25 protein-coding genes are annotated in these 25,421 nt (G+C 71.2%); 15 read left to right on the top strand and 10 right to left on the bottom strand.

Annotated elements, in window-relative coordinates; all coding sequences use genetic code 11:
* Positions 1–29: 29 nt before the first annotated feature.
* From PV734_RS28320 to PV734_RS28310, 3 genes are all read right to left on the bottom strand, one after another.
* Complete coding sequence (locus PV734_RS28320; RefSeq protein ID WP_319292575.1) at positions 30–914, bottom strand: transcriptional regulator; 885 nt, start codon at positions 912–914, stop codon at positions 30–32.
* Entirely contained in the window at positions 911–1,342 is a 432-nt protein-coding gene (locus PV734_RS28315; RefSeq protein ID WP_319096794.1) for a hypothetical protein, read from the bottom strand. The genes PV734_RS28320 and PV734_RS28315 overlap by 4 nt, the downstream gene beginning before the upstream one ends.
* 242 nt (positions 1,343–1,584) lie before the next feature.
* On the bottom strand, positions 1,585–2,973 hold the full coding sequence (locus PV734_RS28310) for a diaminopimelate decarboxylase (RefSeq protein ID WP_319096795.1): 1,389 nt from the start codon (positions 2,971–2,973) through the stop codon (positions 1,585–1,587).
* Positions 2,974–3,164: 191 nt separating this feature from the next.
* Here PV734_RS28310 and hutU point away from each other — a divergent pair, with 191 nt between their 5' ends.
* From hutU to hutI, 4 genes are all read left to right on the top strand, one after another.
* Complete coding sequence (gene hutU / locus PV734_RS28305) at positions 3,165–4,829, top strand: urocanate hydratase (RefSeq protein WP_319096796.1); 1,665 nt, start codon at positions 3,165–3,167, stop codon at positions 4,827–4,829.
* Positions 4,830–4,963: 134 nt separating this feature from the next.
* The gene (locus PV734_RS28300) at positions 4,964–6,175 is read left to right on the top strand and encodes an allantoate amidohydrolase (RefSeq protein ID WP_319096884.1); all 1,212 of its coding nucleotides are present in this window, start codon (positions 4,964–4,966) and stop codon (positions 6,173–6,175) included.
* Positions 6,172–7,548: a formimidoylglutamate deiminase gene (locus PV734_RS28295; RefSeq protein WP_319292574.1), complete on the top strand. Its 1,377-nt coding sequence runs from the start codon at positions 6,172–6,174 to the stop codon at positions 7,546–7,548. Before PV734_RS28300 ends, PV734_RS28295 begins: the two co-directional genes overlap by 4 nt.
* 59 nt (positions 7,549–7,607) lie before the next feature.
* Entirely contained in the window at positions 7,608–8,864 is a 1,257-nt protein-coding gene (hutI, locus tag PV734_RS28290) for an imidazolonepropionase (RefSeq protein ID WP_319096798.1), read from the top strand.
* Between the two features lie 13 nt (positions 8,865–8,877).
* Here the strand turns inward: hutI and PV734_RS28285 are convergent, their stop codons facing one another.
* From PV734_RS28285 to PV734_RS28275, 3 genes are all read right to left on the bottom strand, one after another.
* Complete coding sequence (locus PV734_RS28285; RefSeq protein ID WP_319096799.1) at positions 8,878–9,780, bottom strand: hypothetical protein; 903 nt, start codon at positions 9,778–9,780, stop codon at positions 8,878–8,880.
* Between the two features lie 155 nt (positions 9,781–9,935).
* Complete coding sequence (locus tag PV734_RS28280; RefSeq protein ID WP_319292573.1) at positions 9,936–11,501, bottom strand: RICIN domain-containing protein; 1,566 nt, start codon at positions 11,499–11,501, stop codon at positions 9,936–9,938.
* 176 nt (positions 11,502–11,677) lie between these two features.
* On the bottom strand, positions 11,678–12,610 hold the full coding sequence (locus PV734_RS28275; protein ID WP_319096801.1) for an RNA polymerase sigma factor SigF: 933 nt from the start codon (positions 12,608–12,610) through the stop codon (positions 11,678–11,680).
* Positions 12,611–12,899: 289 nt separating this feature from the next.
* Here PV734_RS28275 and PV734_RS28270 point away from each other — a divergent pair, with 289 nt between their 5' ends.
* The 6 genes from PV734_RS28270 (at position 12,900) to PV734_RS28245 (ending at position 18,269) form a co-directional block, all read left to right on the top strand.
* The gene (locus PV734_RS28270; RefSeq protein ID WP_319292572.1) at positions 12,900–13,304 is read left to right on the top strand and encodes an STAS domain-containing protein; all 405 of its coding nucleotides are present in this window, start codon (positions 12,900–12,902) and stop codon (positions 13,302–13,304) included.
* A 184-nt stretch (positions 13,305–13,488) separates the two neighbouring features.
* Positions 13,489–13,974, top strand: coding sequence for an ATP-binding protein (locus tag PV734_RS28265; protein ID WP_319096804.1), 486 nt, complete (start codon positions 13,489–13,491; stop codon positions 13,972–13,974).
* Between the two features lie 170 nt (positions 13,975–14,144).
* Positions 14,145–14,897 (top strand): LPXTG cell wall anchor domain-containing protein, encoded by a 753-nt coding sequence (locus tag PV734_RS28260; RefSeq protein WP_319096805.1) that lies wholly within the window; start codon positions 14,145–14,147, stop codon positions 14,895–14,897.
* A 38-nt stretch (positions 14,898–14,935) separates the two neighbouring features.
* The gene (locus PV734_RS28255; RefSeq protein ID WP_319292571.1) at positions 14,936–15,805 is read left to right on the top strand and encodes a hypothetical protein; all 870 of its coding nucleotides are present in this window, start codon (positions 14,936–14,938) and stop codon (positions 15,803–15,805) included.
* Positions 15,805–16,947, top strand: coding sequence for a hypothetical protein (locus PV734_RS28250; RefSeq protein WP_319292570.1), 1,143 nt, complete (start codon positions 15,805–15,807; stop codon positions 16,945–16,947). Before PV734_RS28255 ends, PV734_RS28250 begins: the two co-directional genes overlap by 1 nt.
* A 20-nt stretch (positions 16,948–16,967) precedes the next feature.
* The gene (locus PV734_RS28245) at positions 16,968–18,269 is read left to right on the top strand and encodes a hypothetical protein (protein WP_319292569.1); all 1,302 of its coding nucleotides are present in this window, start codon (positions 16,968–16,970) and stop codon (positions 18,267–18,269) included.
* A 148-nt stretch (positions 18,270–18,417) separates the two neighbouring features.
* Here the strand turns inward: PV734_RS28245 and PV734_RS28240 are convergent, their stop codons facing one another.
* From PV734_RS28240 to PV734_RS28230, 3 genes are all read right to left on the bottom strand, one after another.
* A complete protein-coding gene (locus PV734_RS28240) occupies positions 18,418–18,591 on the bottom strand; it encodes a hypothetical protein (RefSeq protein WP_319096809.1) in 174 nt (57 codons plus the stop codon).
* A complete protein-coding gene (locus PV734_RS28235; RefSeq protein ID WP_319096811.1) occupies positions 18,588–18,746 on the bottom strand; it encodes a hypothetical protein in 159 nt (52 codons plus the stop codon). The genes PV734_RS28240 and PV734_RS28235 overlap by 4 nt, the downstream gene beginning before the upstream one ends.
* 311 nt (positions 18,747–19,057) lie before the next feature.
* Positions 19,058–19,966 carry an NmrA/HSCARG family protein gene (locus tag PV734_RS28230; RefSeq protein ID WP_319096812.1) on the bottom strand — a complete coding sequence of 303 codons (909 nt, stop codon included), beginning with the start codon at positions 19,964–19,966 and terminating at the stop codon, positions 19,058–19,060.
* A 104-nt stretch (positions 19,967–20,070) separates the two neighbouring features.
* On the opposite strand from PV734_RS28230, the gene PV734_RS28225 reads away from it, so the two are divergent.
* From PV734_RS28225 to PV734_RS28215, 3 genes are all read left to right on the top strand, one after another.
* On the top strand, positions 20,071–20,514 hold the full coding sequence (locus PV734_RS28225) for a MarR family winged helix-turn-helix transcriptional regulator (RefSeq protein ID WP_319292693.1): 444 nt from the start codon (positions 20,071–20,073) through the stop codon (positions 20,512–20,514).
* Positions 20,515–20,819: 305 nt separating this feature from the next.
* Positions 20,820–21,497, top strand: a complete 678-nt coding sequence (locus PV734_RS28220; protein ID WP_006383781.1) for a response regulator transcription factor — start codon at positions 20,820–20,822, stop codon at positions 21,495–21,497.
* Between the two features lie 160 nt (positions 21,498–21,657).
* Positions 21,658–22,932 (top strand): ATP-binding protein, encoded by a 1,275-nt coding sequence (locus tag PV734_RS28215; RefSeq protein ID WP_319096813.1) that lies wholly within the window; start codon positions 21,658–21,660, stop codon positions 22,930–22,932.
* Positions 22,933–23,014: 82 nt separating this feature from the next.
* On the opposite strand, the gene PV734_RS28210 is transcribed toward PV734_RS28215, so the two are convergent.
* The gene (locus PV734_RS28210) at positions 23,015–23,596 is read right to left on the bottom strand and encodes a GtrA family protein (protein ID WP_319096814.1); all 582 of its coding nucleotides are present in this window, start codon (positions 23,594–23,596) and stop codon (positions 23,015–23,017) included.
* 154 nt (positions 23,597–23,750) lie between these two features.
* Between PV734_RS28210 and PV734_RS28205 the strand changes: the two genes are divergently transcribed.
* Entirely contained in the window at positions 23,751–24,890 is a 1,140-nt protein-coding gene (locus PV734_RS28205) for a 5-(carboxyamino)imidazole ribonucleotide synthase (RefSeq protein ID WP_319096815.1), read from the top strand.
* Positions 24,887–25,417, top strand: a complete 531-nt coding sequence (gene purE / locus PV734_RS28200; RefSeq protein ID WP_319096817.1) for a 5-(carboxyamino)imidazole ribonucleotide mutase — start codon at positions 24,887–24,889, stop codon at positions 25,415–25,417. Before PV734_RS28205 ends, purE begins: the two co-directional genes overlap by 4 nt.
* The last annotated feature ends 4 nt before the right edge of the window (positions 25,418–25,421 follow it).

Here is a 25,421-nt window from a genome sequence, read left to right as displayed (position 1 = left end):
GTCTCCTCTCGGCACGCGGGCGCTGCCGTTCAAAGGGCCTCCAGCGCATCCCTGAGCCTCTTCAGCAGCGTGATGTTGGGGTCGGCGAACGACGGCGGCAGTGTCCCGGGGGGAGCCGGGGGAGCGGAGGACTCGGACAGTGGCGGCGGGGCGAGTGCGGGGTCGGCGGGTATCGGGGCCGGGGTGGCCTCCGGGGCTATGACGCCCGCCGCTGCCAGCCGCCGTATGTCCACGAGGGCGTGGAACGTCGGCCGGGCCAGCGCCAGGGCGATGTCCGCCGCCGTACGGACGCCGTTGACCAGGGCCAGTACGGCGTGCTGGCGGGCGGTGACCGTCGGCGCGGCCGGGCTGCCGGAGAGGAGCAGGGGGGCGCTGTCGGGGGCCGGGTCGGGCCAGATGCGGTGCAGCAGGGCGCGCCTGCGCAGCGTCTCGTGCTCGACCGCCGCCACCGGCACCGGTCTCACGGGGCCGAGCCAGTGCGTGTCCCCGTACCGGAAGTGTCCCGGCGTGCCGCTGGGCGAGAGGGCGAAGTACGCCGCGTCGTACAGCGCCCCCAGGTGGCACACCTCCAGGGCGCCCGCGCCGATCCGGCCGCTCTCCACCAGGAACCGCCCGACCCGGTGCGTTTCGCCGGCCGCGCCGACCGCGTCCCGCCAGCCGTCCGCGTCCAGCGTGCCGCCCGCCGTGAGCAGCACGTCGAGGCCGGGTACGGCCGGGCTCTCCGCGTGCACGACCTGGCCGTCGGCGAGGTAGAGCGAGCCGCGCTCGCGGACCAGGACACCGGTGGCCCGCTCGGTGGCGAGCCGGGCGAGCATCGGCGAGACCCCGCCCCACGCCCGCTGCCGGGCCGCCGTCCTGTCCCGCACCGGCAGGCGTGGTGGCGGGGTCGTCAGGTTCGTGCGCAGTGTCGTCATCCCAGCACCAGCCGTCCGGCCATCTCGCCGAGCCGGATGCGGGCCAGCGCGAGATTGCCGTCCGCGCGGGCCAGCCACAGATGCAGGAACACACTGCTGTCGAAGCTCGTCGTGACGAACCGCAGGACGTGATAGCTGTCGCGGTTGCTGATGATCAGGTCCTCGACCGGAGGATCCTGCCGCGGCCGGCCCCCGCCGAACTCGTCGGCGTCGGCGGCCTCGTCGTCCTCCTCCTCCGGGGCGAACGCGCGGTGCTCGGCGGCCAGCCGGGCCAGCTCGGCGGCCTCGGCCGCCATCGTCTCCGGGTCACCGCCCGGGGACTCCCCGACGGTGCCCAGTGCCAGCCCGCTGGTCCAGTCGACCAGCGCGGCGCCCCGGGCACCGGGCAGCCGCATGGCTTCCAGTAAGCACTCGTCGATTCCGGGCACCCTGAGCCCCTCCCGCCTGTCCCGCTCGCGTCTGTCCGGCCGGTACTCGGCCGCTCCACCTGGCGTTCGGCCGACGGATGTTCGGCCCGCCCGGTGTTCGGCTGAGTGACGCAGACGCTACGCAACGTGTGCGCGAGGAGTGAGAGATCTGGCATTTTCCAGTGGAACATGCGCTGGATGACTAAGGTGGGTCGGCTGAGCCTGTTTTCAGGGCAGTTGACCTGCATGTTCCCCGGAGTCCGTCAAGGGCGCGCCGAGGGGGAGGTGGGAGGGGCGAGGGTGGTGAGCGCGGATGCGTGCGCCCCGCCGGATTCGGCCACGATCTCGGCGACGGTCTGCGGCTCCCGCACGACCGCGAAGGCGACGTTCCCGTCCCTGCCGTCACCGCCGCCGACCGGCGCGAACCCGTAGATCCCCGGCCGCGCGAGGGAGTTGTACGCGTAGTGATGGGCGAAGTAGTACGCGCCCGTGTCCAGCGCCGCCGCGTAGTCGCCCTGTTCGAGCAGCGGCAGCGCCCGGCCCTCGGCGAGCAGGTCGCCGGAGAAGCAGGCGGGACCGGCCACGTCCTGCACCACGTCCGCCCCGGACTTGGGGCGTCCCTTCCCGTCGTACGCGGCGATCCTGAGCGGCCACGACCCCGGCGCGTACACCGTCCGGGTCGCGACCTGTACGCCCGCGTGCGTGACCGCGACCGGGCGTCCGCCGGCGCTCTTCGCGTACTCGACCCGGGCCACCACCGTGCCGTGCTTGGCCAGCAGCGACCGCCCGAACTCGGTCACCAGCCCGTACCGCCCCGCGAACAGCCCCGGTACCGCGTCGCCCAGCAGCCGCGCGTACTGCGCGAACGTCGGACTCGTCGCGTCCGACGCGAAGTTGACCGGCAGCCCGCCGCCGATGTCGATCGTGTCGATCTGCCGCCGCCCGACCCGACGGTTGATCTCCTCGGCGAGCGCGTACGTCTCCGCCACGCCCCGCACCATCAGCGACAGCGGGATGCCCTGGGACCCGGTGTGCGCGTGCAGCCTGGTCAGCCACGGGCGCTCGGCGTACGCCCCCACCACCCACTCGCGCGCCCCCTCGTCCTGCAGTGCCACCCCGAACTTCGAGGTCGCCGTGGCCGTGGACGTGGCCCCGATCGACCCTCCGCCGATCTGCGGGTTCACCCTGATCCCGACCGGGGACCGGCTGGTGGCCGAGCGCATCAGCGCGTCGAGCCGGTCCAGCTCCTGCGGGTTGTCGGCGTTCACGGCGATGCCGAGCGCCAGCGCCTCGCGCAGTTCGGCGGGCGTCTTGGCCGGAGAGTCCAGCACTGTCAGCTGCGGCGGCACCCCCGCCGCCCGCACCAGCGCCAGCTCCCCCGGGCTCGCCACCTCGGCCCCGATCCCCTCCTCGCGCAGCAGCCGCAGTACGGGCACCAGCGGGGTCGCCTTCACCGCGAAGGCGTGCAGTACGGGCGTGCCGGGCGCCAGGACCGCGTCGAAGGCGGCGCGCAGCTCGGCGGCCGACTCGCGGATGCCGTTGACGTCGAGCAGGCCGACGATGGGCGCGTGGGTGTGGAGCAGCCCCTGCTCCACGGCGGCGCGTACGGCTTCGTCCCGCCGGTTGATCCGATCCGACCTGTTGTGCTCCATGACAGCCCCCGTGGTGTCGTTGTCCGTGACGTGTCCGTGTCGAAATGCGTCGATGTCCGTATCGATGGGGCAAGCCAAACATCCGCGGCGCGCGCGTGCTGGCGCAAGAACGTATTGACTAGTTCTATTCAGACGGCGAAGATGTGAATATCCACTGCAATAGTCGCTATCAGTCCGCTGGGAGGCAGACCATGTCAGGACCCCGCCCCGTACGAGCCCCGCGCGGTACGGAACTGAGTGCCCTGGGATGGCAGCAGGAGGCCGCCCTGCGGATGCTGCAGAACAACCTGGACCCCGAGGTCGCGGAGCACCCCGACAAGCTCGTCGTCTACGGCGGCACCGGCAAGGCCGCCCGTGACTGGCGCTCCTTCGACGCGATGGTCCGCACCCTGCGCACCCTCAAGCAGGACGAGACGATGCTCGTCCAGTCGGGCCGCCCGGTCGGTGTCATGCAGACCCACGAGTGGGCCCCGCGTGTCCTGATCGCCAACTCCAACCTGGTCGGCGACTGGGCCAACTGGGAGGAGTTCCGCCGTCTGGAGCAGCTCGGCCTGACCATGTACGGGCAGATGACGGCCGGTTCCTGGATCTACATCGGCACCCAGGGCATCCTCCAGGGCACCTACGAGACCTTCGCCGCCGTCGCCGCCAAGAAGTTCGGCGGCACCCTCGCGGGCACGATCACGCTGACGGCCGGCCTCGGCGGGATGGGCGGCGCCCAGCCGCTCGCCGTGACCATGAACGACGGCGTCGCGATCTGTATCGACGTCGACCCGCGTGCCATCGAGCGTCGTATCGAGCACCGGTACCTCGACGTGAGGGCCGACTCCCTGGAGCACGCCCTCCAGCTCGCGGTGGAGGCCCGTGACGCCCGCCGCCCGCTCTCCATCGGCCTCCTGGGCAACGCGGCCGAGCTGCTCCCGCGCATGCTCGCCGAGAGTGCCCCCATCGACATCGTCACCGACCAGACGTCGGCCCACGACCCGCTGTCCTACCTGCCGGTCGGCGTCGACTTCGACGACCTGGCCTCCTACGCGGCGAAGGACCCGGCCGGCTTCACGACCCGGGCGCGCGAGTCGATGGCACGGCACGTGGAGGCGATGGTCGGCTTCATGGACGCCGGTGCCGAGGTCTTCGACTACGGCAACTCGATCCGGGGCGAGGCCCAACTCGCCGGATACGAGCGGGCGTTCGCCTTCCCCGGCTTCGTGCCCGCCTACATCCGCCCGCTCTTCTGCGAGGGCAAGGGCCCCTTCCGCTGGGCGGCCCTGTCGGGCGAGGCGTCCGACATCGCGAAGACCGACAAAGCGATGCTGGAGCTGTTCCCGGAGAACGAGTCGCTGCACCGCTGGATCAAGATGGCCGGCGAGCGCGTCCACTTCCAGGGACTGCCGGCCCGGATCTGCTGGCTCGGCTACGGCGAGCGGGACAAGGCGGGCGAGCGCTTCAACGACATGGTGGCGAGCGGGGAACTGGCCGCGCCGCTGGTGATCGGCCGCGACCACCTGGACAGCGGGTCCGTCGCCTCCCCGTACCGGGAGACGGAGGCCATGCTCGACGGCTCCGACGCGATCGCCGACTGGCCGCTGCTCAACGCCATGGTCAACGTGGCGTCCGGGGCTTCCTGGGTCTCCATCCACCACGGAGGCGGTGTCGGCATGGGACGGTCGATCCACGCCGGACAGGTGTCGGTGGCCGACGGCACGAAGCTGGCGGGCGAGAAGATCCGCCGGGTGCTGACCAACGACCCCGGGATGGGAGTGATCCGGCACGTGGACGCCGGGTACGACATCGCGGAGTCGGTCGCGGACGAGCGGGGCGTGCGGGTGCCGATGCGCGAGGGTGACGACGCGTGAGGGGTTTTTCCGGCGGGGGCGGTGACTCCGCGGCGGAGACGGACAGTTCGTCGCCGACCGCGGGTTCGGCCGCGTCCACTCTCCCCGCCTCGCAAATTCGTTCGAGTGGTTCGTCCGGTTCCTCCTTTCTGGAGATGTGGCGGGACCTCGCGCCCATCGGGCGGCATCCCGACTCCCGTGGCTATCGCCGGTTCGCCTGGACCGGGATCGACCTCGAATGCCGGGCCTGGTTCAAGGAGCAGGCCGAGAGCAGGGGGCTGTCCTACGAGGTCGACCGGAACGGGAACCAGTGGGCCTGGCTCGGGGATCCCGACGCCGGGGACGCCGTTGTCACCGGGTCGCATCTCGACTCGGTGCCCGATGGCGGGGCTTTCGACGGTCCCCTCGGTGTCGTCTCCTCCTTCGCCGCCCTCGACGAGCTGCGGGGCCGGGGTGTGCGGTTCGGCAAGCCGCTGGCCATCGTCAACTTCGGGGACGAGGAAGGCGCCCGGTTCGGGCTCGCCTGTGTCGGGTCGCGGCTCACCGCCGGTGCCGTCACCGTCGAGCAGGCCCGGCTGCTGACCGACGGGGACGGTGTCACCCTGCCACGCGCCATGGAGGCCGCCGGGTACGACCCGGACGCCATCGGGCCGGACCCCGAGCGGCTCGCCCGGATCGGCGCCTTCGTCGAGCTGCACGTCGAGCAGGGACGGGCGCTCGACCTGAGCGGCGACCGGGTGGGCATCGCCAGTGCCATCTGGCCGCACGGGCGGTGGCGGTTCGACTTCCGCGGTGAGGCCAACCACGCCGGTACGACCCGCCTCGTCGACCGCCGCGACCCCATGCTGTCGTACGCCGAGACCGTCCTCGCCGCCCGGCGCGAGGCACAGCTCGCCGGGGCCGTCGCCACCTTCGGGAAGATCGCCGTCGAGCCCAACGGGGTCAACGCCATCCCCTCCCTCGTACGCGGCTGGCTCGACTCCCGCGCCGCCGACCAGCACGCCCTCGACACCGTCGTCTCCGGAGTCGAGAAGGCGGCCCGTGAGTACGCCGAGGCGCACGGCGTCGATCTCGACGTCGTCCGGGAGTCGTTCACCCCCGTCGTCGAGTTCGACCACGCCCTGCGCGACGAACTCGCCCGGCTGCTGGGCCGGGACGAGAAGGACGCCGCACTCACCGTCCCCGTCCTGGGCACCGGTGCCGGACACGACGCCGGGATTCTCTCCGGGAGCATCCCGACCGCCATGCTGTTCGTGCGCAACCCCACGGGCGTCTCGCACTCCCCGGCGGAGTACGCCGCCGAGGACGACTGCGTGGCCGGGGTGACCGCACTCGCCGACGTACTGGAAGGGCTGGCCCGCACGTGACGCACCCTCATCAGCACGCTCAACAGCAGCGCACCTACTGGCTGGAGCACGCCTGGCTCGGCACCTTCGTCGAGCCGGGCGTCGCCCTCGACGTGCGGGACGGCCGGATCGCCGCCGTCCGCACCGGAGTCGACGCCCCGCCGCCCGGCGCCGAGATCCTCCGCGGGCTCACCCTCCCCGGGCTCGCCAACGCCCACAGTCACGCCTTCCACCGCGCCCTGCGCGGCACCGTCCAGGTCGGCTCCGGCACCTTCTGGACCTGGCGCGAGATCATGTACTCCTTCGCCGACCGGCTGACCCCCGAGAGCTACCACGCCCTCGCCCGCGCCGTGTTCGCCGAGATGGCCCTCGCCGGCATCACCGCCGTGGGCGAGTTCCACTACGTCCACCACGCCCCCGGCGGCACTCCGTACACCGACCCGAACGCGATGGGCGAGGCGCTCCTCGCGGCGGCCTCCGACGCCGGGATCCGCATCACCCTCCTCGACACCGCCTACCTCTCCTCCGGGATCCACGACACGAAGAGCGGACAGCCCCCGAACCGTCACCAGCTCCGATTCTCCGACGGCACGGCCGACGCCTGGGCGGAACGCTGTTCAGTTCTCAAGGACCGGGATCACGCGCGGATCGGTGCCGCCATCCACTCCGTACGGGCCGTGCCCGCCGGCGAGTTGGCGACCGTGGCACGCTGGGCCGAGGAACGCCGCGCGCCGCTCCATGTGCACCTGTCCGAGCAGACGGCGGAGAACGACGCCTGCCTCGCCGCCCACGGACGCACCCCCACCCGCCTGCTCGCCGACCACGGGGTCCTCGGCCCCCGCACCACCGGCGTCCACAACACCCACCTCACCGACGAGGACATCGCGCTCCTCGGCGACAGCGGCACCGGTACGTGCATGTGCCCCACCACCGAACGCGACCTCGCCGACGGCATCGGCCCCGCCGTCGCCCTCCAGCGCGCGGGCTCACCCCTCAGTCTGGGCTCCGACAGCCACGCCGTCATCGACCTGCTCGAAGAGGCGCGCGCCATGGAACTCAACGAGCGACTGCGCACCCGCACCCGGGGCCACTGGACAGCGGCAGCCCTGCTCCGGGCGGCCTCCGCCGACGGTCACGCGGCCCTCGGCTGGGACGACGCGGGCACCCTTGAGGCGGGTGCGCTCGCCGACTTCACGACGATCGCGCTCGACTCGGTCAGAACAGCGGGGCCGCTGCCTCGTCTGGGAGCGGAGACCGCGGTATTCGCAGCGTCGGCAGCGGATGTGCGCCATACGGTCGTGGGCGGCCGGCACGTCGTGCGAGACGGGGCGCACACCCTCGTCCCCGAGGTGCCGCGGGCGCTTGCGGCGGCTGTCGAAGCCCTGCGCGGCTGACACCCGTACGCACCCCGGTACGTCCCCCCGCCCGCAGGCCCGCCACCCACGAGGACGCCATGAACAGCACCAGCACGCCGAGCAGTCCGGGCAGCCCGAACCGGACGAACAGCGCTATCGGCAGCACGACCGACACCACCACCGGCACGACGACTGTCATCACGAACATCGGCAGCCTGGTCACCAACGACCCCTCTCTGGGAGACGGCTCTCCTCTTGGACTGGTCCTGGACGCGGCCGTCGTCATAGAGGGCGACCGCGTCGTCTGGACCGGTGAATCCAGCAAAGCACCAGCCACTGACAATCGGGTCGACGCCGGTGGCAGGGCCGTCCTCCCGGGCTTCGTCGACTCCCACTCCCACCTCGTCTTCGCGGGCGACCGGACCCAGGAGTTCAACGCCCGTATGTCGGGGCGGAGCTACACCGCCGGGGGCATCCGCACCACAGTCGCCGCCACCCGCGCCGCCACGGACGCGGAACTGGAGGCCAACCTCACCCGTTACCTCCGCGAGGCCCTCCACCAGGGCACGACGACCTTCGAGACCAAGTCGGGGTACGGCCTGACCGTCGAGGACGAGGCCCGCGCCCTGCGCATCGCCGCCGCCCACACCGACGAGGTCACCTACCTCGGCGCCCACATCGTGTCCCCGGACTACGCCGACGACCCGGCCGCCTATGTCGCCCTGGTCACCGGCGAGATGCTCGACGCCTGTGCCCCGTACGCCCGTTGGGTCGACGTCTTCTGCGAGAAGGGCGCCTTCGACGGCGACCAGGCGCGCGCGATCCTCACCGCCGGGAAGGCGAAGGGGCTGCATCCGCGCGTCCACGCCAACCAGCTCTCGTACGGTCCGGGCGTGCAGCTGGCCGTCGAACTCGATGCCGCCAGCGCCGACCACTGCACCCACCTCACCGACGCCGACGTGGACGCCCTCGCGAGCGGCGACACGGTCGCGACCCTGCTGCCCGGCGCCGAGTTCTCCACCCGTGCCCAGTGGCCGGACGCCCGCCGGCTCCTCGACGCGGGCGTCACGGTCGCGCTGTCCACGGACTGCAACCCGGGGTCGTCCTTCACCTCCTCCGTGCCCTTCTGCGTGGCCCTCGCCGTACGGGACATGGGCATGACCCCGGACGAGGCGGTCTGGTCGGCCACGGCGGGGGGCGCACAAGCCCTCCGCCGCACCGACATCGGCCGCCTCACGCCCGGGGCGTACGCCGATCTGACGTTCCTGGACGCCCCGAGCCACGTACACCTGGCCTACCGGCCGGGAGTTCCCCTGGTCAGCGGGGTGTGGCGGCGGGGCGTGCCCGTGATCTGACCGAACCGGACGGTCAGAGGCCGTACCTGTTCTTCATGTGGCGCCAGAAGTCACGGAACATCCACTTGTCGAACTCGGTGATCTGCGTCGCGCTGCCCGCCTTCATGAGGAAGCAGCACTGGCCGGTCGGGGTCCAGTCGTAGAAGTCGTCGAGCCCGAAGGTGTGGCCGACCTCGTGCAGGTAGATGTGGATGTTCTCCTGGTCGAGCGTGCTGGTGAAGTACTCCTGGCCGACCCGCTGGCCCCAGTCGCCCCCGGCGCCGCCCTGGAAGCCCTTCGTCAGCCACAGCGACTGGTCGTAGTGGCGGGACGCGCCGCCCGGGCAGCGTGAGTAGTTGCCGTCCTGGTGGAAGAAGCGGCCGCAGTCGGGAGCGCACTGCGGGGAGCCGCCGCCGTCGAGGTTCCCGGCGTAGATGTCGACGGAGTTGTCGGTCCACTGGAGGGTCGAGCGGTTCTTCACCGCCCACCCGACGATGTTGACCGGCACACTGGTGTACGGCCAGGCGTTGTGCCCCGTGCCGTTGTCGACCATGGCCGCCATCCACTTGCCGAACTGCTTCTTCAGCGCCGTGTGGATCCGGTCGCGCAGGGCGGTGCTGACAGGTGCGTCCGACTCCCAGCGGACGCAGTAGTTGACGCTTCCCCGGTTGGCCATGACCTGGTCCCAGCCGTAGTTGCGGAAGCCGTAGAGGTTCCCGTAGGTCGACTCGACGTGGTTCCAGACCTCGTTCAGGGGCTGTACGAGGTTCGCGGGCGGGTTCCAGTTGTCGGCGGCCTGTGCCTGTGCCTCGGTTCGCGCCTCTGCCTGTGCCGCCGTCACGGCGGGAGCGGCGAACGCCGCCGGCAGACCGGGAGCGGCGATCAGCGCGGCCAGTGCGGCGAGGACCGCCAAGAGGCGTGCGATGCGTTTGCGCATGGGTGAACTCCTGTTGTGGGGAACGGGATTCACCCTCGGGTCGTCACCGGTCGCGCACGGGGTTGCCGACAGGTCTCCGGCGGCGTTTCACTCCCTTCTCCCACGGGTGGAGTGAAATGCCGGGCCCGCGAGGGAGGTTGGCGAGTACGGCCTTTTCAGCTAGAGCCCGCGCGCCAGCGCTGCCCCGACCCACCGGTCAGCGGGGCGAGGGTCAGGCCGCCGTCGACGTCCGGACTGAGCGCCGTCGCGATGGCGATGGCCGGGCGGATCACACCGTCGTCGTCCACGGTGAAGCGCAGGTTGTCGCCATTGTCGTCACTGTCCACCGACGCGCACTCCCAGATGCCGACGCCCTTGTTCACGTCACCTCGGCTGTCCAGGCACAGATCGGTGTCGGCGGCCGAGCGCAACAACCCCAAGTCGGCGTCCACACGCCAGCGTTGGGTCCGGGCCGACGCGGAACAGGGTGTCGTGACGACATCCGTCCCCTTCTCCGGCACACCGTCCCGGATGTCCAGACAGCGCCCCGAGGCGAGGTTCACCACCTGGGCGTACGAGGCTCCGGGCGCCCGGAACACGGACGTGCGCGAGGGAGTCGGTGTGGGACCGGGTGTGCGCGTCGGCTCGGCGGTCGGTGTCGGAGTGGTCCGGGGGCGTGAGGTCGGCGGCGGGGAAGGGAGCCCGGTGGAGGCCGACGCCGTGGGGGCCGCCGCCCCTGGGCCGCTCGGTACCGAGGTGAGCGGGGGCGTTCCCGACACTCCCCGCTGGTTCGGCGAGCTGTCGCCCGACCAGAGCAGCGCGATAAGCAGCGGGACCAGCGTCACACCCAGCACAGCCGAGGCCAGCACGAACCGCCGACGGGACCGCCGGGCCGGCGACCAGGGCCAACTGGGCTCGGGCGTACGGGCGTTGGCACGGGTCACCGTCGGCGCGTCCCTCGCGTACGCCGGACCGCACCACGGCAGCAGGCCCTCTCCCAGCGCCGTGCGCGGGTGGTCCCGCAGGGCGGAGAGTTCCTCGTAGGCCCCCGAGCAGTGCGGGCAGATGACCATGTGGGAGTTCAGGTCCGTGCTGTGGCGGGGGTTGACGGGGCGGACCGACTCCTCGATCAGCCGGCGGAAGTCCTGGCAGCGCGGGTCGTCGGAGGCGGCCAGCCTGGACCGCAGACAGGCCTGGGCCAGGGTCTGGAGCGCCGTCTGCGTCTCGTGGGTCACGTCTTCGGGGGTCAGGCCGAGAAGCGCGGCGGTCCGGTCCTCGGACTCGCGCTCCACGATGCCGTACCAGATGAGGCCCTGCGTGCGGGACGGCAGCGACTGGAACGGGCCCAGCACGGGCGGCGGCGGCCAGCTGCCGCCGCCGGTGCTCAGGACGAGGAGCAGGCTCGCGTCGAGGCCCGCCGCGCGTTCGTCGGTGGCCCAGGTGGCCGCCAGATCGGCGGTCAGCAGCAGGAGTTGGTGGCGCCACGGGACGCTCGGCTCGGTGCCGCGTGCCGTGTCCCGGGCCGCCGCCGTGAACGACTGGTCCGCCAACTGCCGTGCCGTGGAGTCGCTCACCGTGCACAGACGGGCGTAGGCGAGGACGGACGCCCGGTGCCGGCCACGGAGTTCCTGCAACGCGGGGTATGCGGTGGGGGAGTTGGTGCGCAGCAACTCCGTGAGGTGTGCGTCGGACGCGCCGACGTACACCCCGTACTCCCCGCTGCCGTCGGTGTCCTGGGACATCCGTCCGCCTCCTCGCCCCCCGACTCCGGCCCCGTGCTGACGTACCGGCCAGTCTGAGGGCGCGCTCGGTGACGCAGGGGGCCTTTGGGAAAAGAGAGGAGGGGTTTCCGTAGGTAACCGAAAACCCCTCCCGAACGGACGCCGGTTCTCGACGTCCCGACGGCGAACCCTGACCGTCACTCCTCGACGGTCAGGCCCTTGCGCAGTCGCTGCAACGTCCGTGACAGCAGTCGCGACACGTGCATCTGGGAGATGCCGAGTTCCTCGCCGATCTCCGACTGGGTCATGTTGGCGACGAACCGCAGCGAGAGGATCTGCCGGTCCCGGGGCGGGAGTCCGGCGATCAGCGGCTTCAGGGACTCGACGTACTCGATGCCCTCGATGCCGTGGTCCTCGTAACCGATGCGGTCCGCGAGCGCGCCCTCGGAGTCGTCCTCCTCGGGTTGCGCGTCGAGAGAGCTGGCGGTGTAGGCGTTCGAGGCCGCCATGCCTTCCACGACCTCGTCCTTGGAGAGGTCGAGCCGTTCTGCCAGCTCACCCACGGTGGGGGCGCGGTCGAGCTGCTGGGCCAGTTCGTCGCCGGCCCGTGCCAGGTCCAGCCGGAGCTCCTGGAGCCGGCGCGGGACGCGGACGGACCACGACGTGTCGCGGAAGAAGCGCTTGATCTCGCCCACGATGGTTGGCAGGGCGAACGTCGGGAACTCGACGCCGCGGCTCAGTTCGAAGCGGTCGATCGCCTTGATCAGGCCGATGGTGCCGACCTGGATGATGTCCTCCATCGGTTCGCTGCGCGAACGGAAACGGGAGGCGGCGAACTTGACCAGCGCGAGGTTGAGCTCGACGAGCGTGTTACGGACGTACGCGTGGTCGTGCGTGCCTTCTTCGAGGGACTCCAGTCGCGCGAAGAGGGTCTTGGACAGGGCCCGGGCGTCGACCGCCCCCACCTCGTCGAACGGCGGGATCTCGGGGAGCCCGTCCAGGGCCTCCGGAACGCGCGGGCCGGGGAGGTGCTGGTCCAGTTGCTGGGAGTCCGTGTTTTCCGGAGGGGGTGTCGACGTCGCCCAGTGGGTATGCGATGCGTCGAGCCGGGGTGACATGGTGTCCTCCATGGTTCTCGGCATAAGGCTGCCGAAGCCGGGGCGTGTGGTGCGGTGTGCGGCGCCTCCAATGCCGGCCGTGTCGGGTGCGTGTCTCGAGCCGGCTCGCTGGGGGAACCGGCTCAGTACTAGGCCTACCCGCTTTCCCGAGCCCGCCGCAAGTGCGTTGCCTTACCATATGTCCGCATTTGGGCTTTAGTTCAGGTGTCGGAGAGTGTGAGGAAGGCGTAGTGTTCGTGGACGTCAGTTGGGCGCGAGTACGCGCCGGTAAGCAGCAGAGGCCTCGGGAGAGAGGGACGGCATGGACCGCGAGACGGTCGGCAGCGCACAGTCTGGCCGGCTTCTGGTGGAGGTTCGGCAGGACGGCCCCAGCGCCGTTGTGACGCCGACGGGTGAGCTCGATCACCACACCGCCGATCTGTTGCGTGAACCACTCGAGGACTGCCTCGCCAAGGGCGTCGCACGGCTGGTCGTCGACTGCACACGGCTGGAGTTCTGTGACTCCACAGGCCTCAACGTGCTGCTCGGCGCCCGTCTGAAGGCGGAGGCCGCGGGCGGCGGGGTGCACCTCGCCGGTATGCAGCCGGTGGTCGCGAGGGTGTTCGAGATCACGGGCGCGGACGCCGTTTTCACCGTCCACGAGACGCTCGCCGACGCCCTCGCCGATGGGCCGCCCGGGTCGCCCGAGCCCCTCGAATCCTCCTAGCCTTTCCGGCCAGGTTCTCCTGGCCGCCCGGGCCGGTTCTTGAGCGCGCTCTTTTTGGGGGGTGTTCTGTCGGTTACGCCGGGCAGGAGACATCCTGAATATGCACACAAGGGCGTGCGTAAAGGAACTGTGTTGAATGACGACCGTGTACGCGCAACTGGTGAATCGGTGAGGTGAAGCGCTGATGAGCACCACCCGGCCCGACTCGCCGGGCTCCTCGGAGTCCTCCGAGTCCTCCGAGCGCGGTGGCGCTTCCGGGGGTCGTCAGACCCGCAACCTGAGTTTCGCGGGTCAGAGCGGTGTCGTTCCGCTCGCCCGTGACTTCGCCCGGCAGGCGCTGTACGCGTGGGGCTGGCTGCCCGCCGCGACCGCCGACCGACGGGCCGCCGCCGAGGACGTGCTGCTGGTGGTCTCCGAACTCGTCACCAACGCCTGTCTGCACGCCGAGGGCCCGGACGAGATGTGGATCACCTGCGACAACAAGGTGATCCGCGTCGAGGTCTCGGACCGTGGCACGGGCCAGCCCGCCCCGCGCACCCCGCACCGTGCCGGGCGCCCCGGCGGTCACGGCATGTTCATCGTGCAGCGCCTGTGCCTGGACTGGGGAGTCGTGCGGATCCCCGGCGTCGCGGGCAAGAGGGTCTGGGCGGAGCTGGGCGCTCCGGCGTAGTTCCCGCCGTTCCGGCGGGATGCGCACCACCGGGATCAGGCCGAATTACCGCCGATCCGGTGTGTGCTGTGTCTTCCAACTGTTGGTCCCCCGGCGTACCTTGACGGCCGATCCGCGATCTGATGTGCCGTCAGAAATGCCGCCAGGACCGCCAGGAATGGGGGACGACGATGTCGTACCACCGGACATGCCGCCGAACGCACCCGAAACGCGGCGCCGCGCTCGCGTCCGCCGCGGCCCTGGCCGGATCGGCGGTACTGCTGGCCGCTCCCGCCGCCCGGGCCGAGGTCGTGGACGTCAACTACCGCTGCGACACGCCGATCGGCGTGAAGAGCGCCCTCTCGTCCATCGACATCAAGGCCGTACAGAGCGGCGCCGCCTACAAGGTGACGATGTCCTGGCAGAAGGGTGTCTCGTCCAGCCCGGTCGAGCTGGGCAAGGGCGCGATGAGCCCGAGCGCCACGATCAGACTCGGCGGCGCGGACAGCGGCACGCTGAACGTCAGCGGGCCCGCGAACGAGGCGGCGCTCCCCGCCAACACCCCCATCAAGATCAATGACCTGAGCGGCACGTACACGCCGTCGAAGAACGGCAAGGTCACCTTCACGGCCGGCATCCTGACGATCAAGGCCGCCGGCACGACCACCACGTGCACACCCACCAACAACCCCAAGCCGTCCCTGACGCTCGACGTCACGGGGGCCTCCGGCGGCGGCGACACGGGCGGCACGAGCAGTACAGGCGGCACGAGCAGCACCGGTGGTACCGGCGGCGACCTCCCGCAGACCGGCCCCGAGGACTCCTTCGTGGCGCTGGGCACGCTCGGCGGCACCGTGCTGCTCGCGGGCGCGGCGGGCACGCTGTGGCTGACCCGCAGGAACCAGGCGGGGGCGGTACGACGGCAGCCGACGGCCCGCCGCTGAGGACCGTACGAGACCCGTACGACTCCCGGGAGCCACCGATGCGTGTCCTTAGCCCCAGCCTCAGCCGCCACCGCCTTCTCGGGCTGCTCGGCCTCGTCGCGCTGCTGTCCACGGGGACGGCGGCCGTCGCCGACGAGGGCTGGTCCGTCACGCCTCTGGGCACCGGCCGGCCGTACTTCTACGCCGAGGGCGCCCCGAAGGCGGTTCTCCAGGACACGCTCTCCGTCCGCAACCCGACGAAGCGAACCCTCGACGTACGGCTGACCGGCAGCGGCTGGATCACCCTCGCCGCCCCGGAGGTGCGGGTCCCGGCCCGGACACGTGCCGACGTGCCCTTCACGGTGCGCGTCCCCGAGGGCACGCCTCCCGGTGACCGCGCCGCGACGATCACCGCCCGGGCGTCGGGCCGGACCGCGACGGTACGGGTCCGACTCCGGGTCGGGGGACCCCGGTTGGCCGCGCTGACCGTCGAACACGTGGCGGTACGCGGCGACCGCATCGCGTACGAGCTGGTCAACCGCGGCACCACCGACCTGACCCCGACCCTCGCCGTCCGCGCGGACGGTGTCCTCGGCCCCCTCCTCGACCGGGCCCCGCGCACCCTTCCGGTACGACTTCCGCCGGGCCGGCGCCTGGCCCTCACCGAACCCTGGCCAGGGCGCCCCGGGTTCGACGCCGTCGAGGTCCGGCTGACGGTCACCGCGGCGGACGGGACGGTGCGCGGCGAGGCGGGCACGTCGGTGCGGTTCGTGCCGTGGGGCGGGGTGGCGGGCGTCGCGGGGGCGCTGACGGCGGGCGCGGTCCTTGTGGCCGTACGACGGCTCGCACGCCGTAGGCGGGACGAACAGGTTTGCGCGCACCAGGAGTTGGTGGCCAGGACGGACGAACTGACGGGGGCGATGACGTGATGCGGCGGATTCCTGCACTGGTCGCGGCACTGGCGATCGCTCTGCTCTCGGTACCCACGACCACCGCGTCGGCCGCCGACGGGCCGACCGTCAAGGTCTCCGAGTCCCAGGCGGGAACCGGCGGTTCGCTCGTCGTGACAGGCACGGGCTGGCAGCCGAAGACACTGCTGATGATGCTGATCTGCGGCCGGTCCACGCCCGGCCGGGGAGTGATCGGCGGCACCAACTCCTGCGCCAACGCGGACGGACGGGCCGTCACCACCGACGCGAACGGCGGCTTCAGCAAGAGCCTGCCGGTGGTCGAACCGCCCGTGCCGTGCCCGTGTGTGGTGCATGTGGTGACGGTGACGGGCTCGTCCCCGGCGTCGGGCGACGCGGCGTTCCAGGTGGCGGGGCACCCCGTCGAACCGCTGCCCGCGCAGGTCGGCACGGGCCGGCTCGCGGTCCTCACCGACCCGCGACTCGACGGTTCGAGCGGGCTGCTGACCTGGTTCGGGGCGCCTCCCTCACGGACGCTGGCGGTCACCGTCGGCAACCTCGGCACGGGGGCGGTCAAGGACCCGGTCTTCCACATCGGCACCTCCCACGGGGTGTTCGCCCCGCAGTGGGACGAGCAGCAGTGGCGCGGCACGATCCCGCCGGGTGGGAAGGCGCGCGTCGAACTGCCGGTGTCCCTGGCGAGCGGGGCGCACGGCGACTACACGGTCTCGCTGAAGTACGGCGGGAAGGTGCTCGCCGAGCAGCCGTGGGGCGTCGGCCGGCCGTGGGGCGTGACCCTGTTCTGGGTCCTGGCGGGTGTCGTCGTACCGGCGGCGCTGTTCCGCGTCGGGATGGCGGTGGTGGACCGGGTACGGCCACGCGGAGCGGGCGGGCGGGCGTCGGCGCGTCGTGGCACGGCGCCGCGGAGACCCGAACCGACCCTCCGGATGCCGCGGTTGGGCGCGCGGAAGGGGCGGCAGGAACCCGAGCCGGTGACCGCTTCCACCACCCTGCCGTGGTTCACCCCCGAGACCGACCCGGGAGCGGCAGCGGGGGCCGGAGCGGGAGCGGACGTGGGTACGGGCGCGGGCATCGACACGGGCATCGACATGGGCGCGGGCACTGCGACGACCAACACGACGAAGACGAAGGGGAACACGTGAGAACGCAACGGAGACGGAGCGTGAGTGCGGCAGGGGCCCTGTTGCTGCTCGGCGGAGCGGGAGGTGTTCTGCTGGGCCTGGCCGCGGCGGGGCCCGCCCAGGCCGCCGAGGTGTCGTACGCGACCAAGTGCGTGCCGCCGGCGGCCTCCGGTCTTGAGCCGGTCAACGGCACGACCAAGGTGCAGATCACCGCGCCCGCGACGGCGAAGGTGGGCGACGAGGTCGACGTGGTCTGGCAGTTCACGCAGGCCGCGTCCAAGAACCCGGACCTGATCGACCTCCCGGCCAACTCGGTGCAGCCGAGCGGGGTGTTGAAGGCGGCGGGCGCGCAGACGGCCGACATCGCGATGGTGGGCCCGCGCCAGAACCCGGCGATCCCCAAGGGCGCGGCGATGGTCCTGTCCGCGATGAAGGGCAAGGTGAAACTGACGACGGCGGGCGACGTGACGCTGACGCCGGACGCGTACACGATCAACGCGTTCGGGACGGACACGAAGTGCACGCCGACCGAGCCGGTGCAGTCCTCGGCGACGATCAAGGTGACGGCGGGCGACGGCGGTTCACCGTCGACGTCCACCACTCCGACCCCGACACCGACGGGCACGGACTCCACGTCCCCGACCCCCACCCCGACCGATTCGGACGACGAGAGCGCGTCGCCGAGCAGCACGGCGAGTCCGACGGACGACGGCCAGACGGACTTCACCGGCAAACTCGTCAAGGTCCCGTACAGGTGCGTGACGCCCATCGGTGACAAGGACGTGACGTCCCCCATCCAGATCAACGCCAAGAAGAACGGCGGGAGTTACGACATCACGGTGCAGTTCAAGGGCTCCGTGATGAACAGCCCGGCCGACCTGCCGGCCAACTCGGTGAACCCGTCCATGGACGTCGTCCTGGGCGGCTCCGACACGGGCAAGGTCTATGTCGTGGGCCCGGCCAACACGGAGCCGATCAAGACCGGTGACGCGATGACGATCTCCGACATGACAGGCACGTACAAGCCGGGCGCGACCGGTCAATCGACCCTGGCACCAGGCGTGTTGACGGTGAGCGCCCTTGGCACGACGACCACCTGCACCCCGACCACGACCATGGTCTCCCTGACGCTGGACACGGAGGAACAGGCGAGCGGGGCGTCGGGCGGTTCCTCGACGTCGGGCGGCACGACGTCCGGTTCCGGCGGTACGTCGGGCGGCCTCGCCAACACGGGCGCCGAGAACAACGGGGCCCTGAAGGCGCTGGGTCTGGTGTCCGGCACGGTGATCCTGGCGGGCGTGGCGGTGTTCACGTTCATGCCGGGGCGGCGGCGCCTGCGCTGACCGCCCGGGTCGGGACCCCGCTCCGGAGTGTGCGGCCGGGCGGGGTCCGGCGTTCTCCCGCGCGGTTCACGTGCGGGGCGTGCGGCGGTCGGCCCGGAGCCCTACGTTCGCGGCGCTGACCGCGAGGCGTGGACCGATGGGCGCGGAGTCATGACGAACTCCGCCGTCCGTGGCCGTCGTGCTCCCGCAACTCCCGCTCGCAGTCGCCGACTTCGCTCGTACGTCCGGCCTCCCGAGCCGCGTCCCGCTGTGCGGTCAGTGCCTCGCACACGTCACAGGCCGGCGTCTGGGCAGGCGTGGGGGACGTGGCTGCCGTGTTCACACCGACCACCGTGCGAGGGCGGCCTCCAGCGAGCGCAGGACCTCGGGGGTGGGCGCCGCCCAGGCGCCGGACGGGGTCCAGGAGGGGGCGGGCGCGGTGCGGTGAGGGGTGGCGCGGGGGCGGCGGGGGAGACGGGGGAGGGAGGTCGACGTCATGCGGATCACTCCTCGGGTGGAGGCTCCGGCGCCGGGGCTGTGACGCACGCGGTCGCCGGATTACGGTGCGTGTTCAGGCAGGTATGACGAGCATGCCGCCTCGACAGGGCGGAAACCGCGTGGACAGGGCCGGATGCCCACGTTCGGCGGGCCTATTTCCCCTACGTACTTCAGCGACACAGAGTCACCATGGTCGTACGTCCGTCGTCGGGTGGGCCGAACTCCTCGCCCGCCGACGGACGTACGACCGGCGCGATCTCGGACCGCCGCGCCCACCCGGACACGGCGACTCGCGCTGCCCGCGCGCCGGTTCAGGGCGCAGGTGTCAGATTCCAGCTCTGCGCTCCCGCCCAGTCGGCGAAGCTCTGCCACCCCACCTCGGGGTGGTCCCGGCGCAGACCCTCGACGTCGACGTGGAGGCCGCTGGCGCCGAAGTAGCGGAACATGGCGGCCAGATCGGCGGAGTGCGCCTCGATCTGGGCGAGCGGAACCGGCGTGAACTCGATCGGACGGCCGCAGACGCCGGAGAGGATCTCGGCGATCTCCGAACACGTCACACGGTCGGAGGCCAGGTCGATACGCCGCCCGGCGAACTTTCCGGGGTGGCGCAGGACGAGAGCCGCGAAGGCGCCGATGTCGGCGGCCGGAATGAACGGCAGAGCCAGGCCGGCGGGCAGGGGCAGGGCGAACCGGCCCTCGCGCAGACCGCTCAGCGTCCACTCGCTGGTGTAGTTGTCCATGAAGAGGCCCGGTGCGATCACCGTCCAGGGGATGCCCAGCTTCCGCAGATGGAGCTCGACCCGGTGCTTGGTGTCGAAGTGGGGGATGCCGGTGCCGCGGTCCGCGTTGGCGGCCGAGGTGAACACGATGTGCCGGACGGTTCCGCTCGCGGCGGCGGCGTCGAGCAGCGCGACCGCCTGCCGCACCTCGGTGTCGGCGTCGTTCCCGACGTCGCCCCCGGTGTCGCCGTAGCGCGTGGACATCGCGAACAGTGCGTCGGCGCCGGCGAGCGCGGCGTCCAGACCGGCCCGGTCGTCGAAGTCGGCGTACGCCACCTCCGCGCCGAGCCGGCGCAGCTCCTCGGCGGCAGGGGACGACGGGCGGCGCGTCAGCGCCCGTATCCGGGACCCCTGGCGGAGCAGGGCCCGGGCGGTGGCGCCGCCCTGGGCGCCGGTCGCGCCGGTGACAGCGATGACGGGCTGATAAATTGTCTGCGTCATGCAGTAAACGTACACGCATTGTCTGCGCCGCGCAGATATTTACCCAGTGCTCGGCGACGAGTGATTCGAGTGATTGAGGAGGGGCCGTGCCCCGAGACGACCGGATGGCCGGCCTGGAGCTGGCCTCCCGCCGGTATGTGGCCTCGTACGTGCTGTTCAACCAGGCGGTCGCCGACCACCTGGGGATGCACCCGACGGACGTGCAGTGCCTCAGCCTGCTCGGCATCGAGCCGGGCCCCTTCACGACCGGCAGGATCGCCGAGCTGACCGGCCTCACCAGCGGCTCGGCGACCCGGCTCGTCGACCGCCTGGAGAAGGCCGGCTATGTCACCCGGCAGCGGGACGCGGAGGACCGGCGGCGGGTGCTGGTCGTGCCGGTGGCCGCGGCCATGCGACGCCTCGGCGAGTTCTGGGACACGCTCGGCGAGGGCTGGCGGGCGACCTTCGAGGGCTACACGGACGAGGAGCTGGCACTGCTCGTCCGGCACATGCGCCGGACGACCGAACTGGCCCAGCGGCAGATCGAGTACCTGCGTGCCCAGGAGTGAAAGAGACCTTCGGCGGAAAACGCCCCAAGATCCATGAGAGCCGCGAAAGGCTTCTTTCGCTGCGCAATGGTTCACAGTCGTAAATACGCGGACTTGAGATGTGAATCACAGGCGGTCGGTGGACGTCGGTCGCCCTTTCCAAGGTAAGAGAGGAGTTGCCCCCGTAGGGGCGCAGGTTCGGCCGGTGGTGGGTGGTGAGCGCGGGCCGTGACGCCCCGAGCGCCCTCGTCCCGGCGTCCGAAGGTAAGAAGCAAGAATGCCTGGTCACACCCCGGGCCGCGTCCAGGGCGGTCTACCATCAGGTCATGACCCGTGTACTGCTCGCTGAGGACGACGCGTCCATCTCGGAGCCGCTGGCCCGCGCACTGCGCCGGGAAGGTTACGAGGTCGAGGTGCGCGAGGACGGACCGACCGCGCTCGACGCCGGCATCCAGGGTGGTATCGACCTGGTCGTGCTCGACCTGGGACTGCCCGGCATGGACGGCCTCGAAGTGGCCCGACGGCTGCGCGCCGAGGGGCTGACCGTCCCGATCCTCATCCTGACCGCGCGCGCCGACGAGGTGGACACCGTCGTCGGCCTCGACGCGGGCGCCGACGACTACGTCACCAAGCCGTTCCGGCTCGCCGAACTGCTGGCCCGCGTCCGGGCCCTGCTGCGGCGCGGCGCGTCCGAGCCGCAGCAGCCGCCCGCCACGCACGGAGTGCGCATCGACGTCGAGTCGCACCGCGCGTGGATGGGCGACGAGGAACTCCAGCTCACGGCGAAGGAGTTCGACCTGCTGCGGGTGCTCGTGCGCGACGCGGGGCGGGTCGTGACCCGCGACCAGCTGATGCGCGAGGTCTGGGACACGACGTGGTGGTCGTCGACCAAGACGCTCGACATGCACATCTCCTGGCTGCGCAAGAAGCTGGGCGACGACGCGGCGAACCCTCGGTACATCGCTACTGTCCGGGGCGTCGGATTCCGGTTCGAGAAGAGTTAGCGGGGCTCGTCGACTACGCGCGTAACGTCCTGGGGGCTTGTGCGCGGTGTGCGGCTGCGGGCCCGGGGGGCTGGTCGCGCAGTTCCCCGCGCCCCTGGAAGCGCCCCTGCGGGGCGGCTTCCAGGTCGTGCTCGTCGTTCATCAGCCGCCCGGAGGGGCCGTGCGTCGTCGTCTGATCCAGTCCACCCTTGCCGTAGTGCTCGTCGTGATCGCCGTCTTCGGGGTGTCCCTCGTCATCGTCGAGACGCGGACCATCAGCTCCAGCGCCCAGGAACGGGTGGACTCCGAGGCCGTGCGGCTGGCCAGCATCGTCGACAGTCGCATCCTCGGCGACGAGCAGATCAACTCCAAGGTGCTGGGCGGCCTGGTCACCGGCGACCGGTACGCCGTGGTGCGCATCCCCGGCCGCGCGCCCATCGAGGTCGGGGACCAGCCCGTCGGTGACGTCATCTCCGCCGAGGAGGACGGCGAGGAGGGCGAGACCGTCCGGGTCGAGGAACCCCGCTCCTCCGTGACCCGTGAGGTCGGCCGGACCCTGCTGATCATCGGCGCCGTCGCCCTGCTCGCCGTCATCGCCGCCGTCCTGCTCGCCGTACGGCAGGCCAACCGGCTCGCCTCGCCGCTCACCGACCTCGCCGAGACCGCCGAACGCCTCGGCTCGGGCGACCCGCGCCCCCGTCACAAGCGGTACGGCGTCCCGGAGCTCGACCGGGTCGCGGATGTGCTGGACAGCTCGGCGGAACGTATCGCCCGGATGCTCACCGCCGAACGCCGACTGGCGGCGGACGCCTCGCACCAGCTGCGTACGCCCCTCACCGCACTCTCCATGCGCCTTGAGGAGATCACCCTCACCGACGACCCGGACACGGTGAAGGAGGAGGCCACCATCGCGCTCACGCAGGTCGAACGCCTCACGGACGTCGTCGAACGACTCCTCACCAACTCCCGCGACCCGCGCACCGGCTCCGCCGTCTCCTTCGACCTCGACGAGGTCATCCAGCAGCAGCTCGCCGAGTGGCGCCCCGCCTACCGCGGTGAGGGCCGCGCCATAGTCAGCTCCGGCAAGCGGCACCTGCAGGCCGTGGGCACCCCGGGGGCGGTCGCGCAGGTACTGGCCGCGCTGATCGAGAACTCCCTCATGCACGGCGGCGGCACGGTCGCGCTGCGCACCCGCGTCATCGGCAACCAGGCCGTGATCGAGGTCACGGACGAGGGGCCCGGCGTCCCGGCCGACCTCGGCGCCCGGATCTTCGAGCGGGCGATCAGCGGCCGCAACTCCACCGGTATCGGCCTCGCCGTCGCCCGCGACCTCGCGGAGGCCGACGCGGGCCGCCTGGAGATGCTCCAGGCCCAGCCACCGGTCTTCGGCCTCTTCCTGTCCCGGACACCGCTGAAGAAGCCGCAGGGGGACGACGAGGAGCGGACGGTCCGATAAAGCGCTCCCTCAGGTAAGCGCCCCTAAGGGGCGCGAGGAACTGCGCGACAAGCCACAACGGTGCCGCACTGGATCGGACCGCTCAACCCACCCGCTGGTGCTGGTTTCGGCGCTCCGGAATCGTCCGTCCCTCAGGGAGAGGCTCCAGGAACGACTCCGCGCTGGCCACCGCCTCGCGCGCCGGAAGCGTACGGAACACCCACGTACGGTACGACCAGAACCGGAACAGGGTCGCGACCCCGATCCCGACGAACTTGAAGACGTTGCTCTGCAGCGGGCTGTCCAGGCCGAACCCGTACGTCGCCGCGTAGAGCACGCCGTTCTCGATGACCAGTCCGACCGCGCTGAACAGCAGGAACAGCGTGAGTTCCTTCGTACGGCCGCTCTTGTCGCGGTCCCGGTACGTGAAGTAGCGGAAGCCGACGTAGTTCGAGCAGATCGCGACGACCGTCGCGGTCACACTGGCCCGGACCACCGGGAGATCGGTCGTCGTGCGCACCAGGTTGAACACGAGCAGGTTGACGAGAAGCCCCGCCGTGCCCACCGCCCCGAACTTCGCCACCTCGGCCGCGAACTGGTCGAATCGTCGGCGTACGGCGCTCCGGGGCGGGGTATGAAGCCCGTCGGAACCACCGGTGGAACCACGTTTGGAACTACGTTCCATGGTCTGTCGGCCCCCGTCTGTGGGATCGCAGTGTGGGATTTCGTCAACCCAGCCATGCTAACCACCCCCTCTGGGGGTTGCCTGTGCGCATCGAGTCACAGGCGTGTAATGCGTGCAATTCAGGCCGGGATGGCCGGGCCGATACTCTTGGCGGGTGACGTTCCCGGTAGTCGGCATGGTCGGCGGGGGGCAGCTCGCTCGTATGACACACGAGGCGGGCATCCCGCTCGGCATCAGGTTCAAGGTCCTCAGTGACACCCCGCAGGATTCCGCGGCGCAGGTGGTCGGTGATGTCGTCGTCGGCGACTACCGCGACCTGGAGACGCTGCGCGCGTTCGCACAGGGGTGCGATGTGATCACTTTCGATCACGAGCACGTCCCGACCGAGCATCTTCGGGCCCTGGAGGCGGATGGCATCCCCGTCCGCCCCGGCCCCGACGCGCTCGTGCACGCCCAGGACAAGGGCGTGATGCGGGCGAAGCTCGACGAGATCGGGGTGCCGTGCCCACGGCACCGGATCGTGCGCGATCCCGAGGACGTGGTGGCTTTCGCCGAGGAGGGGGACGGCTTCCCGGTCGTCCTCAAGACGGTCCGCGGAGGCTACGACGGCAAGGGTGTGTGGGTCGTCCGGTCGGCGGAGGACGCGGCCGACCCCTTCCGGGCCGGCGTGCCGGTCCTGGCCGAGGAGAAGGTCGACTTCGTACGGGAACTGGCGGCGAACGTCGTCCGCTCCCCGCACGGCCAGGCCGTCGCCTACCCGGTCGTCGAATCGCAGCAGGTCGACGGCGTGTGCGACACGGTCATCGCCCCGGCGCCCGGGATCGCGGAGGAGCTGGCCCTCCAGGCCCAGGAGCTGGCCCTGGGCATCGCCAAGGAACTCGGCGTCGTCGGCCACCTCGCCGTCGAGCTGTTCGAGACGCGCGACGGTCGCATCCTCGTCAACGAACTGGCGATGCGCCCACACAACTCGGGCCACTGGACGATGGACGGCGCGATCACGTCGCAGTTCGCCAACCACGTCCGCGCGGTCCTCGACCTCCCGCTCGGCGACCCTCGACCGCGCGCGAAGTGGACGGTCATGGCGAACGTCCTGGGCGGCGACTTCCCCGACATGTACTCCGCGTACCTGCACTGCATGGCCCGCGACCCCCAGCTGAAGATCCACATGTACGGCAAGGACGTGAAGCCCGGCCGCAAGGTCGGCCACGTCAACACCTACGGCGACGACCTGGACGACGTGCTGGAGCGCGCCCGTCACGCAGCCGGCTACCTGAGAGGCACGATCACAGAATGAGCCCCGTTGTAGGCATCGTCATGGGTTCGGACTCCGACTGGCCCGTCATGGAGGCAGCCGCCCAGGCCCTCGACGAGTTCGAGATCGCGTACGAGGTCGACGTCCTCTCCGCGCACCGCATGCCGCGCGAGATGATCACGTACGGCGAGCAGGCCGCCGACCGCGGGCTGAAGGCGATCATCGCGGGCGCGGGCGGCGCGGCCCACCTGCCCGGCATGCTGGCGTCCGTGACCCCGCTCCCGGTGATCGGCGTCCCGGTCCCGCTCAAGTACCTCGACGGCATGGACTCGTTGCTGTCGATCGTGCAGATGCCGGCCGGTGTGCCGGTCGCCACGGTCTCGGTCGGCGGCGCGCGCAACGCGGGCCTGCTGGCGGCCCGCATCCTGGCCTCGCACGACGAGGAACTCCTCGGCCGGATGCGGGAGTTCCAGCAGGAACTGAACGACCAGGCCACCGAGAAGGGCAAGCGGCTGCGCGCCAAGGTCGAGAGCGGCTCGGGTGGCGGCGGCTTCGGTTTCGGGAAGTGACGTC

The organism is Streptomyces sp. AK08-02 (assembly GCF_033795085.1).
GTDB lineage: Bacteria > Actinomycetota > Actinomycetes > Streptomycetales > Streptomycetaceae > Streptomyces > Streptomyces echiniscabiei.
The sequence above is the reverse complement of the archived record's forward strand: the minus strand, read 5'-3'. Positions and strand labels throughout refer to the sequence as shown.